The organism is Streptomyces smaragdinus, from assembly GCF_009604385.1.
Taxonomy (GTDB): Bacteria; Actinomycetota; Actinomycetes; order Streptomycetales; family Streptomycetaceae; genus Streptomyces; species Streptomyces smaragdinus.
The window spans coordinates 154,354-169,810 of record NZ_WEGJ01000001.1 but is presented as its reverse complement, the minus strand read 5'-3'; the positions used below and the strand labels follow the sequence as shown (position 1 = coordinate 169,810).

General features: G+C 70.9%; 19 protein-coding genes. 9 read left to right on the top strand and 10 right to left on the bottom strand.

Annotated elements, in window-relative coordinates; genetic code table 11:
* Positions 1-138: 138 nt before the first annotated feature.
* The 4 genes from bagB (at position 139) to bagY (ending at position 3,582) form a co-directional block, all read left to right on the top strand.
* Positions 139-912 carry a bagremycin/ferroverdin biosynthesis DhnA-type aldolase BagB/FevI gene (bagB, locus tag SRB5_RS00875; protein WP_153449440.1) on the top strand — a complete coding sequence of 258 codons (774 nt, stop codon included), beginning with the start codon at positions 139-141 and terminating at the stop codon, positions 910-912.
* Between the two features lie 59 nt (positions 913-971).
* Positions 972-2,078 (top strand): bagremycin/ferroverdin biosynthesis 3,4-AHBA synthase BagC/FevH, encoded by a 1,107-nt coding sequence (gene bagC / locus SRB5_RS00870; RefSeq protein WP_153449439.1) that lies wholly within the window; start codon positions 972-974, stop codon positions 2,076-2,078.
* Positions 2,078-2,389, top strand: coding sequence for an SAV_915 family protein (locus SRB5_RS00865; protein ID WP_153449438.1), 312 nt, complete (start codon positions 2,078-2,080; stop codon positions 2,387-2,389). The genes bagC and SRB5_RS00865 overlap by 1 nt, the downstream gene beginning before the upstream one ends.
* Before the next feature lie 98 nt (positions 2,390-2,487).
* Positions 2,488-3,582 carry a LuxR family transcriptional regulator BagY/FevT gene (bagY, locus tag SRB5_RS00860; protein WP_153449437.1) on the top strand — a complete coding sequence of 365 codons (1,095 nt, stop codon included), beginning with the start codon at positions 2,488-2,490 and terminating at the stop codon, positions 3,580-3,582.
* A 269-nt stretch (positions 3,583-3,851) separates the two neighbouring features.
* On the opposite strand, the gene SRB5_RS00855 is transcribed toward bagY, so the two are convergent.
* From SRB5_RS00855 to SRB5_RS00830, 6 genes are all read right to left on the bottom strand, one after another.
* Positions 3,852-4,238 carry a hypothetical protein gene (locus tag SRB5_RS00855; protein WP_323376698.1) on the bottom strand — a complete coding sequence of 129 codons (387 nt, stop codon included), beginning with the start codon at positions 4,236-4,238 and terminating at the stop codon, positions 3,852-3,854.
* Between the two features lie 24 nt (positions 4,239-4,262).
* Entirely contained in the window at positions 4,263-4,709 is a 447-nt protein-coding gene (locus SRB5_RS36135; RefSeq protein ID WP_228389674.1) for a protease inhibitor I42 family protein, read from the bottom strand.
* A complete protein-coding gene (locus SRB5_RS00845; RefSeq protein WP_228389673.1) occupies positions 4,681-6,261 on the bottom strand; it encodes a peptidoglycan-binding protein in 1,581 nt (526 codons plus the stop codon). The genes SRB5_RS36135 and SRB5_RS00845 overlap by 29 nt, the downstream gene beginning before the upstream one ends.
* An 11-nt stretch (positions 6,262-6,272) precedes the next feature.
* Positions 6,273-6,653: a hypothetical protein gene (locus SRB5_RS00840; protein ID WP_194292796.1), complete on the bottom strand. Its 381-nt coding sequence runs from the start codon at positions 6,651-6,653 to the stop codon at positions 6,273-6,275.
* A gap of 122 nt (positions 6,654-6,775) precedes the next feature.
* Complete coding sequence (locus tag SRB5_RS00835) at positions 6,776-7,180, bottom strand: cytidine/deoxycytidylate deaminase family protein (protein ID WP_153449436.1); 405 nt, start codon at positions 7,178-7,180, stop codon at positions 6,776-6,778.
* Positions 7,177-8,169, bottom strand: a complete 993-nt coding sequence (locus SRB5_RS00830) for a GlxA family transcriptional regulator (RefSeq protein WP_153449435.1) — start codon at positions 8,167-8,169, stop codon at positions 7,177-7,179. Before SRB5_RS00830 ends, SRB5_RS00835 begins: the two co-directional genes overlap by 4 nt.
* 94 nt (positions 8,170-8,263) lie before the next feature.
* Between SRB5_RS00830 and SRB5_RS00825 the strand changes: the two genes are divergently transcribed.
* Entirely contained in the window at positions 8,264-8,902 is a 639-nt protein-coding gene (locus tag SRB5_RS00825) for an HD domain-containing protein (RefSeq protein ID WP_153449434.1), read from the top strand.
* Between the two features lie 9 nt (positions 8,903-8,911).
* On the opposite strand, the gene SRB5_RS00820 is transcribed toward SRB5_RS00825, so the two are convergent.
* The 3 genes from SRB5_RS00820 to SRB5_RS00810 all read right to left on the bottom strand — a co-directional run bounded on the left by SRB5_RS00820 (position 8,912) and on the right by SRB5_RS00810 (position 12,058).
* Positions 8,912-10,168, bottom strand: a complete 1,257-nt coding sequence (locus SRB5_RS00820; RefSeq protein ID WP_153449433.1) for an MFS transporter — start codon at positions 10,166-10,168, stop codon at positions 8,912-8,914.
* A complete protein-coding gene (locus tag SRB5_RS00815) occupies positions 10,168-11,352 on the bottom strand; it encodes a radical SAM protein (protein WP_153449432.1) in 1,185 nt (394 codons plus the stop codon). Before SRB5_RS00815 ends, SRB5_RS00820 begins: the two co-directional genes overlap by 1 nt.
* A gap of 268 nt (positions 11,353-11,620) precedes the next feature.
* Positions 11,621-12,058, bottom strand: coding sequence for a VOC family protein (locus SRB5_RS00810; protein ID WP_153449431.1), 438 nt, complete (start codon positions 12,056-12,058; stop codon positions 11,621-11,623).
* Positions 12,059-12,229: 171 nt separating this feature from the next.
* On the opposite strand from SRB5_RS00810, the gene SRB5_RS00805 reads away from it, so the two are divergent.
* Complete coding sequence (locus tag SRB5_RS00805) at positions 12,230-12,964, top strand: phosphotransferase family protein (RefSeq protein WP_153449430.1); 735 nt, start codon at positions 12,230-12,232, stop codon at positions 12,962-12,964.
* A 271-nt stretch (positions 12,965-13,235) separates the two neighbouring features.
* Here the strand turns inward: SRB5_RS00805 and SRB5_RS00800 are convergent, their stop codons facing one another.
* The gene (locus SRB5_RS00800; RefSeq protein ID WP_153449429.1) at positions 13,236-13,685 is read right to left on the bottom strand and encodes a hypothetical protein; all 450 of its coding nucleotides are present in this window, start codon (positions 13,683-13,685) and stop codon (positions 13,236-13,238) included.
* Positions 13,686-13,854: 169 nt separating this feature from the next.
* On the opposite strand from SRB5_RS00800, the gene SRB5_RS00795 reads away from it, so the two are divergent.
* Genes SRB5_RS00795 through SRB5_RS00785 form a run of 3 tightly spaced genes read left to right on the top strand, consistent with a single transcriptional unit; the run spans position 13,855 to position 15,451 of the window.
* Complete coding sequence (locus tag SRB5_RS00795; protein ID WP_153449428.1) at positions 13,855-14,301, top strand: hypothetical protein; 447 nt, start codon at positions 13,855-13,857, stop codon at positions 14,299-14,301.
* Positions 14,302-14,322: 21 nt separating this feature from the next.
* A complete protein-coding gene (locus tag SRB5_RS00790; protein ID WP_153449427.1) occupies positions 14,323-14,886 on the top strand; it encodes a hypothetical protein in 564 nt (187 codons plus the stop codon).
* A 58-nt stretch (positions 14,887-14,944) separates the two neighbouring features.
* Entirely contained in the window at positions 14,945-15,451 is a 507-nt protein-coding gene (locus tag SRB5_RS00785; RefSeq protein ID WP_153449426.1) for a GNAT family N-acetyltransferase, read from the top strand.
* The last annotated feature ends 6 nt before the right edge of the window (positions 15,452-15,457 follow it).

The following is a 15,457-nucleotide window of genomic DNA, read 5'->3' as shown; positions in this document are numbered from 1 at the left end:
GGTGGTCCACGAGTCTTCTCCGGGCATGTTTTGCGCCCGTATCGCCGTGTTCGCGGGCCCCGATACGCGGGTGAGACGCGGGGGATATGCCGGCTCCACAGGATGGGAGCAGAACCGGCAAGGAGGGAGCCGACCACCATGATCCCCAACGGCGCGTTCGGCAGGCGGCTGCGGCTGCGGCGTCTGTACCGGCACCACCGGCAGCGGCTGCTCGTCGTACCGCTGGACCACGCGGTGACGCAGGGGCCCATCACCGGCGGCGAGGGCATCGACACCCTGGTCGGGCGGCTGGCCGCCAACCGGGTCGACGCGGTCGTCCTGCACAAGGGCAGCCTGCGGTACGTCGACCCGGCGTGGTTCGCCCGCACGTCCCTGATCGTCCACCTCAGTGCGTCCACCGTGCACGCCCCCGACCCCGACGCCAAGTACCTCGTCGCCGGCGTGGAGGAGAGCCTGCGCCTGGGCGCCGACGCGGTGAGCGTGCACGTCAACCTCGGCTCGGACGGCGAACAGCGCCAGATCGCCGACCTGGCCGCCGTCGCGGACGCCTGCGACCGGTGGAACGTACCGCTGCTCGCGATGATGTACCCGCGCGGCCCGAAGATCACCGACCCCCGCGACCCCGCGCTCGTCGCCCACGCCGTGACGCTCGCCGCGGACCTCGGGGCGGACCTCGTGAAGACCCCCTACGTGGGCTCGCCCGCGCAGATGAAGGAGATCACGTCCGCCGCCCCCGTCCCGGTGATCACCGTCGGCGGCCCCCGCGTCACCGACGAGTCGCGGCTGCTGGCCCAGGTCGCCGAGGCCCTGGAGGGCGGCGCCGCCGGAGTGGCGATGGGCCGCAACATCTTCCAGGCCCCCGACCCGGGCACGCTCGCCGGCCGGCTCGCGGACCTGATCCACGGCGGGTGACCACGTACCACCCGCGTACCAGACCCCCGTCGTCGCACCTCGACTAGGAGCCCACAGGAATGAAGCTCAGCTGGCTGGACATCACCAACCTCGACGAGGCGAAGGCCGCGATCGTCCAGGAAGCCCTCCACCACCGCCTGGACGCCGTCGTCGCCGCCGACCCCGCCGACCTCGCGGGGCTGCCGCCCACCGTCGGCAAGGTCCTCTTCCCTCGCGGCCGGCCCCTGCCCGACGACTTCGGCGAGGCCACCGTCGTCATCGTCGACCCCGCCTTCCACCGCGTGACCCCCGCGGAGCTCGCCCTCGCCCACCCGGAGCGGGAGTTCGGCCGGTTCGTCGAGATCATCGACGCCCCGACCCTCGAGGACGCCTGCGAGGCGGCCCGTACCGAACGCTGGAGCCTGCTCCTCTTCCGCGACCCCACCAAGATCCCCCTGGAGATCGTCATCGCCGCGTCCACCGGCTCCCCGGGCAGCCTGATCACCGTCGCGCAGGACGTGGAGGAGGCGAGCATCATCTTCGGTGTACTCGAACTGGGCTCTGACGGCGTGATGATGGCGCCCCGCAAGGTCGGCGACGCCGCCGCGCTGCGCGCCGTCGTCGAGACCGAGACCCCCGACCTGGGCCTGGTCGAGCTCGAGGTCGTGAGCACCGAGCACGTCGGCATGGGGGAGCGGGCCTGCGTCGACACCTGCACGTACTTCCGCAAGGACGAGGGCATCCTCGTCGGCTCGCACTCCAAGGGCATGGTGCTGTGCGTCAGCGAGACCCACCCGCTGCCGTACATGCCGACCCGCCCCTTCCGGGTCAACGCCGGCGCCATCCACTCGTACACCCTCGCCAAGGACGGCCGCACCAACTACCTCAGCGAGCTCAGGGCAGGCAGCAAGATCATCGCCGCGGACGTCGAGGGCCGCACCCGCCTCGTCACCGTCGGCCGCGTGAAGATCGAGACCCGGCCGCTGATCTCCGTCAACGCCGTCGCCCCCGACGGCCGCGAGGCCAACCTGATCCTCCAGGACGACTGGCACGTCCGCGTCCTCGGCCCCGGCGGCGCGGTGCTCAACAGCACCGAACTCAAGCCCGGCGACAAGGTCCTGGGCTATCTGCCCACCGAGGACCGGCACGTCGGCTACCCGCTCGACGAGTTCTGCCTCGAGTCGTAGTGGAACAGCCCCTGTTCGTCCCCGTGCGGGTGACCGCCGCCGGCACCCACGCCGTGCACACCGCCCGCACGCGGGACGACCGCCGCCGCGTCGGTCTCGCGTTCACCACCGCGGACCGGCTGCACGCGGCGCTCGGCGCGGACCGGCGCTGGACGCGGCTGTCCTGGCCCGCGCTGCGGGCACTGCTGCGGCCGCTGGGCATCGGGGAGGTCGTGCTCGACCCGCTGTACGTCGGCCCCGACCTCCCCGACGCGGGGCCGGTCCTGGCCGGGGTGCGCCAGACCCAGTGGGTGCCGGACGAGGTGTGGTGACGGTCACAGGGGGCGCAGGCGGGATGACGTACGGTGGGACGTGCGCCACGTACGTGTCCGAACTGCCGTACCACCGTGCCGAATTGGAGCACCGCCGCATGCCCCCTGTGATCGGCCGCGACGAACTCATCCGCCGGGTCGGCCGCGCCGGCACACCGGACGCCATGTTCTCCACCCTCGCCGCCCAGCTGCGCCGCGTCGTCCCGTACGACGCGGCCGTCTGGCGTGCGACGGACCCCGAGACCGGCATGATGACCTCGCCGATCCTCGCGGAGAACATAGAGGAACGCTCCTGTGCCGTGTACTGGCGCTACGAGCTGTTCGCCGAACGCATCAACCTCTTCCGCGACCTCGTCCAGGCCCCCGACCCGGTGGCCGGCCTGTGGGAGAGCACCGACGGCCACCCCGACCGCAGCCCCCTCTACACCGGCTTCCTCGCCCCCCGCGGGGTGCACGACGAACTCCGCGCCGTCCTGCGCGTCGACGGCCGCCCCCACGGCTACGTCAGCCTCTTCCGCCTCAACGGCAGGAACGCCTTCGGGACGGGCGAACGCCGCTTCGTCCAGGACCTCGCCACCCCCGTCGCCCGCACCCTGCGCTCCTACGCGAAACAGGGCCCCGAACCCACCACCGGCGGCGGCCCCCTCGGCACCGGCCTCCTCCTCTTCGACGCCGACGGCTCCCTGATCTCCGTCAACGACGACGCCCGCCACTACCTCGACGAGATGCCCGACGGCCCCACCATCCCCACCGCCCTCGGCATCCCCGTCCCCCTGTGGGTCCACGGCACCGCGATGCGCGCCCGGGCCATCGCCGAGGAACGCGAGAGCGGCACCGCCCGCATCCGGCTGCGCAGCCGCACCGGCCGCTGGCTCGTCTGCCACGCCACCTGCCTGCGCGGCGCCGACGGCTCCCTGGGCCCGGCCGCGGTCGTCGTCGAACGGGCCCCGGTCTCCGAGGTCACCCCGCTGATCGTCCAGGCGTACGAACTCTCCCGCCGCGAACTGGAGGTCACCCGCTGCGTGGCCCGCGGCCTGTCCACGGGCCGGATCGCCGAGGAACTCCATCTGTCGCCGCACACGGTCCGCGACCACATCAAGGCGGTGTTCGAGAAGCTCGGGGTCTCGAGCCGGGGGGAGCTGGTGGGGAAGCTGTTCACGGAGTACCACGACTCCCTCGGGGCCGCGGGCTGAGTGCGCCCGGCACGAGGAGACCGTCCGGTCGGCGATCGCCGACGAGATCGCCGCGGGCCGGCGTCGCTGCCGAGGGTGGACAGGTTCTGGGGGCCGGCTCTGGTACGTGCCCGGCGGCGGAAGGAAAGGCGCAATGATCGCCGTGACAGATACGGCAAGGTCACGTGGCGCCGAGCCGTTGGCTGTCCGCCGTTCTTTCCGAACCCCAACCGGCTGACGGCCCATGCCCGTGGCCTCGCGCACGGTGCAAACGTGACCGGCGCCCCCGCTCAACGGCGCCGCGCCAGCTGTCTCACCTCCACGATCGTCGCCACCGCCCGGAGCCACGTGGCCGCTGTCTCGTCCGCGGCGGGGCCGGCGTCGAGTTCGGCGGCGGTGCGCAGCCACTGGCGGACGATGTCGGCGGCGTCGGGGGCCGGGAGGGGTTCCGGCAGGGTGGTGGCGAAGGGCAGGCCGCCGGCGCGGAGCGTGTCGGCGAGGAAGGCGATCGAGCGGGGGTGGGTGCCGAGCCGGCCGAGGACGACTGCCGCGGCGGCGGCGCCGTCGCCGAAGAGGGCGGTGCGGTGCGGGCCGGGCGCGGCGGTGAGGCCGTGCCGCAGCAGGCCGGCGATGTCGAGGTGGGCCAGTTCGTCTTCGGTGCGGTCCGGGGTGTGCACGGTGGTCTCGTTTCGTCCTGCGGGTCAGCCGACGGTGACGGTGTAGGTGATGCGTTCGGCGTCGGGTGCCTCGGGAGGATGATCCTTGGCATGCGGCGGGCACGTGGTGAACGTGCAGTGCAGGAGCGTGAACCGGGTGACTCCCTCGCCCTCCGCCTCGAAGGTGAAGGTGAGATCCTGCGGAGCGCCGTCCCAGTCCTCCTTGCCCTCCTGCGGCTCGGACGCGTGTCCCCGTTCGGTCAGTACGGCGCGGTCCGGCGCGGGATCGACGAGGTACCAGTACTCGCGGGTGGAGGCGTTCTCGCTGACGGTGAGGGTGAAGCGTTCGCCCGGTTCGGCGGCGATGGAGGTGTCCTCCACGGGGTGGCTCGTCGGGCCGCCGTCCGGGCCACCGCAGCCCACGACGAGCGTGAGCAGGACAACGGCCAGGGCCAGCGCGCCGCTACCGGGGGAGGAGGACAAGATTCGCATCGGGAAACCGTTCGTCGGAGGCCTTGGACATCCGCCCGTTCACGAAGTCGTCCTCGCTGATCCAGGTGGTGGTGCCCCAGGGGTTGAAGACCTGCAGCTTGTCGCCCTCCTGGGCGATGATGGTCATCGCGTGACCGTCGCCGCCGACCGGGACGGGCTTCCCCTCGGCGACCGACTTCTCGATCTCGGTGAGGACGGCCCGGCGCTCGGCGGTGCTGTCGAGCTCCCGGCGTTCGTAGTCGTCGCCGGTGGCGCTGCCCACGGTGGAGTCGGTGATCTCTTCCCGCCCCTCCGCGTCCATGCCGTTCCAGTTGTCTCCGCCGCCACCCTCTTCGTGCAGCCGGTGCTGCTCGCTCACCAGGCGCTCACGGAACGCGTCGGGGTCGTTCTCCTGCCCGGTGGGGCCGCCGGTGAGTTCGAGCGCGTAGACCGGGTCGACCGTCGCGCGGGCCATGACGGTGGACGAGGCCACGCAGGTGCCCTCGGAGCCGTCGCCTCCCTGGGCCCAGTCCTGGCCGTCGAACCGCACCGGGGTCTTGTTGATGTTCGACCCGTTGGGTGCCTGTCCCTTGTCCTTCATGCCCGCGCGGTCGGACACCACCGGGCTCAGGTGCTCGCGCAGCCAGTCGGGGGACTTGCCGTGGATCTTCTTCCGGAACTCGCGGATCTCGGCGACGGTGTGTCCGGCGGCCAGCGTCTTCATCAGATAGGCCCGCTCCTGCGGGGACGAGGACTGGGCCAGCATCCGCTCCATCTCCGCCCTGTCCCCGGGCTTCAGCCGGTCCATGTGTGCCGACGCCCGGGTCAGGTCGTCGGCCGAGAGGACCTCGTTCAGCTCGGTCTCGACGCCGCCGACGCCCGTGTCGGCGAGCACGAGCTTGTCGACCGGCGTCAACTGGCCGGTCTCCAGCTTTCCGGCACGCGCTTCGGCGGTCCACTTGTTCAGCTCGCGGGCGGCGACCCGGCTCGCCTCGGCGACTTCCGCGGCGGCGTCACTCATCAGACCGATGGCCTGCGAGGAGACGTCGGCGGCGGCCTTGCGCTCCGCCTCCTCCCCGTCGTTCTCGTGCAGGTTGTCGAAGAAGCCGTCCCGCCCGCCGAGGGCGTGCTTCTGCTCCGCCAGCCGGCTGCGGCCCCGCCGGTCCTTGACCTGCGCGTCGTCGATCGCGTCGGCCAGCGTCAGCAGGGTGACGACGCAGCCCTGGAACGCCTCTCCGAGCTGGGCCGCGGAGCGCCCGGCGGCGGCCACGGCGGCGGACGCCAGGACGCTCGTATCGCCTACCCACACCTCGGGGAGCCCTTTGCGGGACACCTGGTCGACCTGCTCGAAGACGCCGGCGACGTAGCCGGTCTGACTGCGGTAGAGGCGGGCGAGGCTCTCCAGCGCGCCGGGATCGCCGTCCGGCGGGGGAACCCGGAGGGCTCCGTCGATGAAGTCGAGTACGTCGTTCTTGCTGCCCGCGCCGCGGACGTCCTCGGCGAGGCCACCGAGCCATACCGCGCGATCGGCAGCGGACTCGGGCGGATCGAAGAGCGAGTCGAAGACAGACACCACGATCCCCCTCAGAGATCCGACAGGGCGGAGGCGGGGTGGGCGGACGCGGCCTCGACGCCGACCCTCTCCACCTGATGCTTCACTCCGCCGTCGGTACGGCGGTAGGAGTTCCGGGCGAGCTGGACCTTGCCGCCCAGTTCGTGCAGCGCCGCCGCAAGCGTCTTGGTCTCGGCCTCCCACGCCTCGGTGAACGCGTTCAGCGCCGCCGCGGCGTCCTTGCTGCCCGTCTGCTTGTACGAGTACTTCGTACGAGCCTCAACGGCGGAGCCGACGTTGTCCATGTCCGTCCCGGCGCCGTCCAGTGTCTGAGCCTGGCCGGTCATCCCTGCCGTGACCCGATATCCGTCGCTGCCCACCGTGGCCTCCCCCGTGTCGGTTGGGTGAGACATGACACTAACAGCGGGGCGGGGCGAGCGTATTGGTGTCCCGGCACCACCACGTCCACCTCTCCGAACAGAGCCGACGACCCTTGTTCACCGGCCTGCTACGGCACCATGCCGGCATTCCACCGCTAGTCGGAGTCGAGCTGGTGATCCGCCCAGACGTAGCTCTCGGGCAGCAGCTCGGCGACGGGAACGGCGCGCAGCCGGTCGCCGGAACCGACGATGACCCGCAGGCCGGGGAAGTAGTCGAGGAGCACCTGCCGGCACCGCCCGCACGGGGGGACGACGCCCCGGTCGCGGTCGCCCACGGCGACGATCGTGTCGAGTTCGTACGCGCCCTGTGCGGCGGCCGTCCCGACGAGGACCAGCTCGGCGCAGGGACCGCCGGTGAAGTGGTACGCGTTCACGGCGGTGATGATCCGCCCGTCCCGGGCCCGGCCCGCGGCCGCCATGGTGTGGTTGTCGCCCCGGCAGCGGGTGCGGGCGACGTGCGCGGCGGCCCGGATGAGGTCGTGGTCGACGGGAACGGTCATCTGCTCGGCTTTCGTCGGACGTCGGTCGGGTACTCGCCCCGACCGTACGTGCTGGCGAAGCGCCTGCGGTACTCGGTGGGCGTGAGGCCCAGATGGCGGGCGAAGGCGCGGCGCAGTGTCTCATCGCTGCCGAGGCCGCTGCGGCGGGCGGCGGAGGTGATGCTGTGTCCGTCCAGGAGGAGCTGCTGGGCGCGGTCGAGACGGACGCTCTCGACCCAGCGGGCGGGCGTGGTGTGCAGCTCGGCCTGGAACAGCCGGGTCAGATGCCGGGTGCTGACGGCCGCCGAGGCCGCCATGGCGGGCAGGCCGTGGTCGGCGGCCGGGTCGGCGAGTACGGAGTCGGTGAGCGACCGCAGCAGGTCACTGCGGGCGGGCGGGCCGGTCAGTGCCGTGGAGAACTGTGACTGGCCCCCGGGACGCTGCATGAAGACGACCAGCTCGCGGGCGATGTCGCGGGCGGTGTCGGGGCCGTGGTCGTGTTCGACGAGCGCCAGCATCAGGTCGATGCCCGCGGTGATGCCCGCCGAGGTGACGTAGCGGCCGTCGTGCACGTGCAGGGAGTCCGGCTCGACCCGCACCCGCGGGTAGCGGTGGGCGAGGGTGGCGGCGTGGCGCCAGTGGGTGGTGGCCCGGCGGCCGTCGAGCAGCCCGAGCGCGGCCAGGACGAACGCGCCCGTACAGACCGAGGCCACCCGCTCCGCCCGCCCCGCGAGCAGGCCGGCCGCGGCCAGCAGCTCCTCCCGCGGACCCTCGGCGAGATGATCGGCCCCGGCGACCACGAGGGTGCCGGCGGGCCCGGCGTCCGCCGCGGCGACGGTGCTGCCCAGCACCGGCCCGCTGGACGTGACGACGTCACCGCCCCGGGGCGAGACCAGAGTGCAGGTGTAGGGGTGTCCGTGCAGGCCGGCCTGGTGCAGCACCTCGAGCGGACCGCTGACGTCGAGCAGGGTCACGCCGTCGAAGACGAGGAACGCGATCCGATGCGTCATGTCTCGATCTGTGGTTCATGCGTCCGTACAGACATGGCCCCAGCGTACGCCACAGGGCGAAGGTGGAGGAATCCACCGATGAGAGGAAACCCCGATGAGCGAGACGATCGCGGACGTACGCATCCCCGACAGCGCCCTGGCCCGCGAGGCGACCGAGCTGGTACGCGAGGTCGGCCCGCCCCTGCTGTTCGACCACTCCCGCCGGGTCTTCGTGTTCGGCTCACTGCGCGGCGCCCGGCAGGGCCTGGCCTTCGACCCCGAGCTCCTCTACGTCGGAGCCATGTTCCACGACCTCGGCCTGACGGAACGCTTCCGCCGCACCGACCAGCGCTTCGAGATCGACGGCGCCGACGAGGCCCGCCGCTTCCTGCACTCCCACGGCATCACCGGCGACCCGGCCGACCGGGTGTGGACGGCGATCGCCCTGCACACCACCCCGGAGATCCCGCTGCACATGGCACCCGAGATCGCCCTGGTCACCCGCGGCGTGGAGCTGGACGTCCTGGGCATCGGCTACGACACCCTCACCGACGACCAGCGCGCCGCCGTGACCGCCGCCCACCCCCGCCCCGATTTCAAGAACCGCATCCTCGCCGCCTTCACCGACGGCATCAAGGACCGCCCCGACACCACCTTCGGCAACGTCAAGGCCGACGTCCTCGCCCACTTCGTCCCCGGCTTCCACCGCGGCGACTTCGTCGAGGTCATCAAGAACTCCGACTGGGTCGAATAACACGAGCCCTCACCCGGCGCGCGGCGGCGCATCGACCGCCGCGAGCCCGGGCGCGACCGGTACGTCCCCGTCCACCGGCTCGGCGGGCAGCGCCCGGGCCGACGGGGCGAACAGGAACAAGGACGCCCCCAGCGTGCCCGCCACCCCCAGCCACAACAGCAGCGCGGGACCCGACCGCTCGATCACCAGCCCGGACAGTACGAGTCCCAGCGGCATCCCGACCAGAGCGCTGAAGCTGCCCAGCGACGCCACCCTCCCGATGACGTCCGCCGGGACGTGATGCGTCACGACCGTCTGCCACAGCACGTTCAGGACGGTCTGCGTCACACCCAGCACGACGAACGCCGCACAGGTGACCGCGAACGGCGCACCCGCCACCAGCGCGACGAACGGAACCGACGCGACCACGACGAACGGACACATCACCCGCAGCGGAAACCGCGGCCGAAGACGCGACGCGAGCAGACCCCCCGCCACCCCACCGCACCCCAGCGCGACCTGCCACCCGGAGAACGCCCACCGCGCATCCCCGAACCGGGGCGCCAGCACCGGCAGCGCGACCTGCAGCACCCCACCCCCGACCATCCCGATGACCGTCACACACGCCATCCCCGCCACCAGCCACCGCCGCCCCACCACCTCGGCCAGCCCCCGCCGCGCCTCCCGCACCAGCCCCACCCGCGACGCCCAACCCCGTACAGCCGGCGCCGCGCCCGCACGCAACGAGGACAGCAGCGCCGCACTCACCGCGAAACTCACCGCGTCCGCCACCACCGCTCCCGTCGGCCCGGCCAGCCCCACCAGCAGCGCCCCGGCGACCGGCCCGCACACAAGCGCCCCCGACGCCCCCGACGCGACCCCCGCACTGACCGCCTTCACCTGCCCCGCGGGGATCCCGGTCTTCAGGAACTTGCCCGCGGCAGGGTTGAACTGCGAGGCCATGGCCCCGTTCACGAACACGCACCCGGCGATCACAGCCACCCGCGACCCGCCCGCGAAGAGATAGCCCGCCAGAGAACACTGCACCACCACACGCACCACATCCGCCCCGACCATCGTGCGCAGCGCGGACGTCCGGTCGGCGAGCAGCCCACCCGGCAGCACGAACAGCGCGTTACCGAGGATCTGCGCGGTGAGCACCACGCTCACCGCGCCGGCCCCCCGGCCGAGATCGTGCACCAGCAGATAGGCCATCGCCACGGGAATCGTGAGACTGCCCACCGAGGAAAGGGTCCGCGCGGTGATATAGCGGCCGGAACGACCCATCAACCGAACAACTCCGGTGCGCTCGACGCCTTGTGCAGCGTCCCCTCACGGTAGAGGGCATCCAGCAGCGCACCGTCCAGCACATTGCCGAACTCGCGCACCGACGTGAAATCGACGTCGTCCCCGGAGGAATACCCGCACCGCACCCACCGGCTTCCCAATTCACCGGCCCCGGTGAATCCCGAGCCGATGTCCCCGACCTCCCACCCGGGTTTCCCGGCCGATTCCCAGCAGCTGTACAGCGTCCCGTCCGCATTGACGACCGCACCCCCCGAACCACCCACCTCACCGCAGGTACGGCAGTTCGGCTCGCCCGGAATCGCCACCTCGAACCCGTGCCGGGCGAGCGAGACATAACCGGCCACGACCCGCTTGGCGAGCTCCCGCTCCCGGGCGACCAGATCGGTGAAGCCGATGCCCGGATCACGGACCAGGGCGAGAGCCACGCGCACCCCGTCCGGCTCCAGCCGCCCGGCCAGATCCGCCACCAGCGCCGGCAGCCGCGCCTCCGCCGCCCCCGACAGGTTCACCCGGAGGAACACCCGGATCCCGGTCAGCTTCCGTACGGCGGCGACGTTGTCGAGGATGGTGTCGTACGTCGGCCGGTTGCCCCGCGTATGCCGGATCCCGTCGTGCGACTCGCGGTCGCCGTCCAGCGTCACCTGGACCGCGGACAGCCCGGCCGCCTCGAGCTTCCCGGCCAGTTCACCCGTGAGCAGCACACCGTTGGAGATCATCGAAGCCTGCGTACGCCCCAGGCCGGCGGTGCGCTCGAGCAGACTCAGACACGCCTGGGGCGCCAGCAGCGGCTCCCCGCCGAACAGCATGAGCCGTAACGCGCTCTTGCCGTACCGGGCCATCTGCCCGGCGACGAACTCCACGACCCGCCCGATGGTCTCCTCCGTCAGCGTGGACCGGGCGATCCGCACCGGCAGCTGTCCTTCCGCCGGCGTCGCCTCGTTCTGGAAGCAGTAACGGCAGGCGAGATTGCAGTCCGTCGACGTCAGGACGGTCACGTCGTACGCGGCGGACTTCACGGGCCGCTGCGGCATCCCGTCGCGCAACTGCCGCATGATCCCGTCGGGAAGCGCGGGCACGTCCAGCGGCGCGATCTCCGGTGGAATGCGGGCGACGGTTCCACCGGCCAACGCCCACCAGGCTCGTTCGGATTTGATGATACGCACGGCAGTCCTTCCGTATGGTCCCCCGAACGGGAGGGGCGGAATCCGGCCTGCCCGCCCCTCCCACTCATCCGGTCAGCTCACGCGTTGAACCAGCAGAAGTCGTCGTCCATGGCGCAGAAGAATTCGATCTTCATGGTTGTCACCCCCGTTCGAGACGCGAAATCCACGTCTGGATTCTCCGGTCTCCGACGAGGCTAACCCCGCCCTCGAGGCGTGCACGAACCATTGCACGGTGCCGCAATCGGAAGCACCGCGATATCCCTGACCCTCAGCCCTTCTTCAGCTCCTCGGCCAGCATCACCAGAATGCCGCTGGGGCCGCGCAGATACGTCAGCTTGTAGATGTCCCGATAGTTCGCCACACCGCGCAGCGGACGGCACCCGTGCTTCGCGGCGGCCGCGAGGGCTACGTCGATGTCGTCGACGGCGAAGGCGACGCGATGCATCCCGATCTCGTTGGGCAGGGTGGGCTCCGTCTCGATCGCCTCCGGATGGATGTACTCGAAGAGCTCGAGACGCCCCCGACCGTCCGGTGTCTGGAGCATCGCGATCCTGGCGTGATTGCCGTCGAGGCCGACGGCGGTGTCGGTCCACTCCCCGCTGACCGTGTCGCGGCCGATGACCGTGAGGCCGAGGTCGGTGAAGAACGAGATCGCCGCTTCGAGATCGCGAACGGCGATCCCCACATTCTCTAGTCTGATGGCCATGTGCCGCATGCTATCGAGCCGGACCAATCGGCCCTTTCGGTCGCAAATCCACGAGTGATCCGCCACTCTGTCGAGCAACGCGTCCCCGAGGGGCGTCCGCCGGTAAAAACCCTGATCCCCGCGCGAAACGCCGACGTGTACTTCCACCCCGTACGGGAAGGACCTTCACCCATGCCCCAGGAACAGGAACTCCACGGCGGCCACATCAACGCCCCCGTCCTCGTCGACGGCACGGTCCGCCGCACCCCCACCCCCCGCTCCCCGTACATCCGCCGACTGCTCGACCACTACGCCGCCCATCGCTGGCCCGGCGCCCCACGCCACCTCGGCACCGACGCCCGGGGACGGGAGACGCTCACCTTCATACGAGGCCTGGTGCCGTGGGAGTACGACGAACGCGTGGCCGCCGACGACAGCCTGACGGCCCTGACCCGCCTCGTCCGCACCGCCCACGACCTCACCGCGGGCCACGAACTGGCCGGATCCGGCGAAGTGGTGTGCCACAACGACCTCACGTACCGCAACACCGTCTACCACGACCGATCGGGCCAACTCCTCCCGACAGCCCTGATCGACTGGGACCTGGCCGCACCCGGCCGCCGAATCCACGACATAGCCCACCTCTGCTGGCAGTTCCTGCACCTGGGCCCCACCTGCGACCCGCACTGGGCCGCCCACCGGATACGCCACGTGGCAGACGCCTACGGCCTGCCACGCGAAGACCGCGCCGACCTGGTCCCGACAGTCCTGTGGTGGCAGAACCGCTCCCGAGAGGGCATCGAACAGGGCGCGGCATCCGGCAACCCGGCCCTGACCGACCTCTGCCGCCGGGGCGTCCCCCAGCACATCCGGGCAGCCCAGGAGTGGACGACCACCCACAGCGAGGAGCTGAGCGCCCTCCTGTGACACGAGGGCGACGGGGTCGGATTGTGCCCACGGGTGCGGACTGCGATCCTGCGGTCATGGCACCCGATTCCCTGACGGCCGCGGACTACGAATCGGTACTCGAAGCCGGCCGAGCACTCGCCGGCCGCCATTTCTCCGGCACCACGACGCTCAACGGGGCCTTGGAGATGTGGGTGGTGGCACCGTCGCAGACCCCGCGCCATCGACGGACAGCTCGCGAACCTCCCGTCGCAGTGGCAGACAACGGCGACGTCATCCCCGGGGCGGCCGCTCACGCCACCTCAGCGCTGACGGCCTCCGCCAGGACCCGTACCGACTCGTCGTACTGACGCCGCTCGAACCGGAAGGGTCCGAATCCCGAGTAGTCGCGCTCCCTGCGGTAGGGCTGCTCGAAGGAATGCCACGTCACATGACCGGGCGTCACCGTGATGTCGACCATCAGCGGCCAGCACCCCACCTCGCCGCACTCACACCCGAGCACCGGCGTCTTCGGCCCCAGCGAGTTGGTCGACCGCCCGTGGAAGTGCTCCTCCATCGGGCCGTACCGGAAGAACGCGGGAATGAGCCCCCCGTACGCGTCCCCGGCCGGCTCCATCCCGGCGCCCGTCTCGAAGTGGTCGATCATGGTCGTGAGCGGCACTCCGTCGATGTACGGGACGACCACGAGCACGTCGCGAGCAGCGTGTTGCCGGCAGTCGAGCCGTATCTCCTGACTGGTCATCGGCCGATTCTCGCAGTCCTTCCGAAAGGAGGCGACGCGGGCTCGCCCGGTCGCTGTCGCGCGCCCACACGAGGTCGATCACGCACGGTGCAACCGATCCGAACGAAGGCTGCGTATCTCACACAGAGACGCGCAAGGCGCCGATCGTCGACGTAACGGGGAGGAAACCATGGGAGACCTACGAGAAGGAGCACGTATCGGGACCTGGGCCGTCGCCGGAGTCATCGGGCTGGCCGTCCTCTACCTGATCGGCGTGTTCGCCTTCGGCGGCGCGGCGTGGATCACCGCACCGTTCCGGGGCGAGACCGAGGAGCGGGAGAACACCGTCGGGTCGGGGGCGTTCCGGCAGAGCACGTACGAGGAGTTCTTCGACCTGTGCGAGGCCGTGCAGAACGCCGAGGGAACGATCCGGGTGCTACAGGACGAGCGCAAGTCGGCGACGGAGACCCGTAGGTCCCAGATCGACCAGTCGATCACCGCGCTGAAGGCGACCCGCATCGAGTCCGTCAACGAGTACAACGCGAAGGCCGCCCAGGAGCACCGCAAACCGTTCCAGGACAAGCACCTGCCGTACCGGCTCGACGCCGGCGCGGACAAGACCACCTGCGAGAACTGACCCCGGGAAGGGACACCGACCATGCACACGATCACGCGCGTCATCCTGGCCGTCGCCGCGGCGCTCGCGCTGGCCCTCGGACTGACGGGCTGCACCTCCGACTCCAGTCAGGACAAGGAGAACGAAGCCAAGCAGGAGAGCTACGACCACCTGGTGGCCCAGCAGCCCGCGGGCCGGATGGACTACTCGCCGACCCGCGAGGCGATCAACCAGTGGGTCGACACCTGGGGCAAGCGGGGCAAGCTCTCGTACGTCTACATCCAGAACGCCAAGGGCGAGTACGGCTACTTCATCATGAAGGGCCTCCCCGTCCCGCGCTGCAAGATGCTCACGCCGACCGAGCGAGTGGTCTCCTCGTCCAACGGCACCGCGGTCGTCGCCCAGCCCGGCATGGACGGCGTGTACTCCTCGGGCTCCACCTGCAACGCGTACTACGGCTTCGACGCGACGACGGGCGCGTACATGGAGTTCACGGTCGGGACGAACCAGTCGTTCTTCCTCTTCGACCAGCCGATGTCGATGCCGGAGTACGCCGACGCCAAGCAGCTGGGCCCGAGCTCGGTGAAGGACGTGGGAAAGCCCTGACGGCGGCGCGCCGAAAGTGGTTTGCCGCCCCGGAAACCGCTGGGTAGCGTCATGATCCATGACCCCGACCCTGCACACCGAACGCCTGCTCCTGGAGCCGTACGAGCCCGAGGACGAGAACGACTTCGTCGCCCTCTTCCAGGACACCCGGGTGTCGCGATGGATGGACGTGGGTACCGCCACCGAGGCCTCGTACCGGGCGCTGTTCGGACGGATCTTCACGAAGGTCTACGCCCAGGACCTGTTCGACATCTGGGCCGTCCGCCGCGACGGCCGCCTGATCGGCCACGCCGAGATCAAGCCGCTGGAGGACGTCGGAGGCCACGAGATCGTCTACGCCCTGACCCCGACGTCCTGGGGCTCCGGCCTGGGCACCGAAATCGCCCGGGCGGTCATCGCCCACGGCTTCGACACCCTCGCCCTGACCGAGGTGTACGCCACGGTGGCCGCGGAGAACGAGGGCTCACGAAGGCTGCTGGGCAATATCGGCTTCACGTACGTCCGGGACATCGAGGAGGACGACGGCGGCATCACGCAGGTGTTCGTGTGTCGGCGGGCCGATTGATCCGAG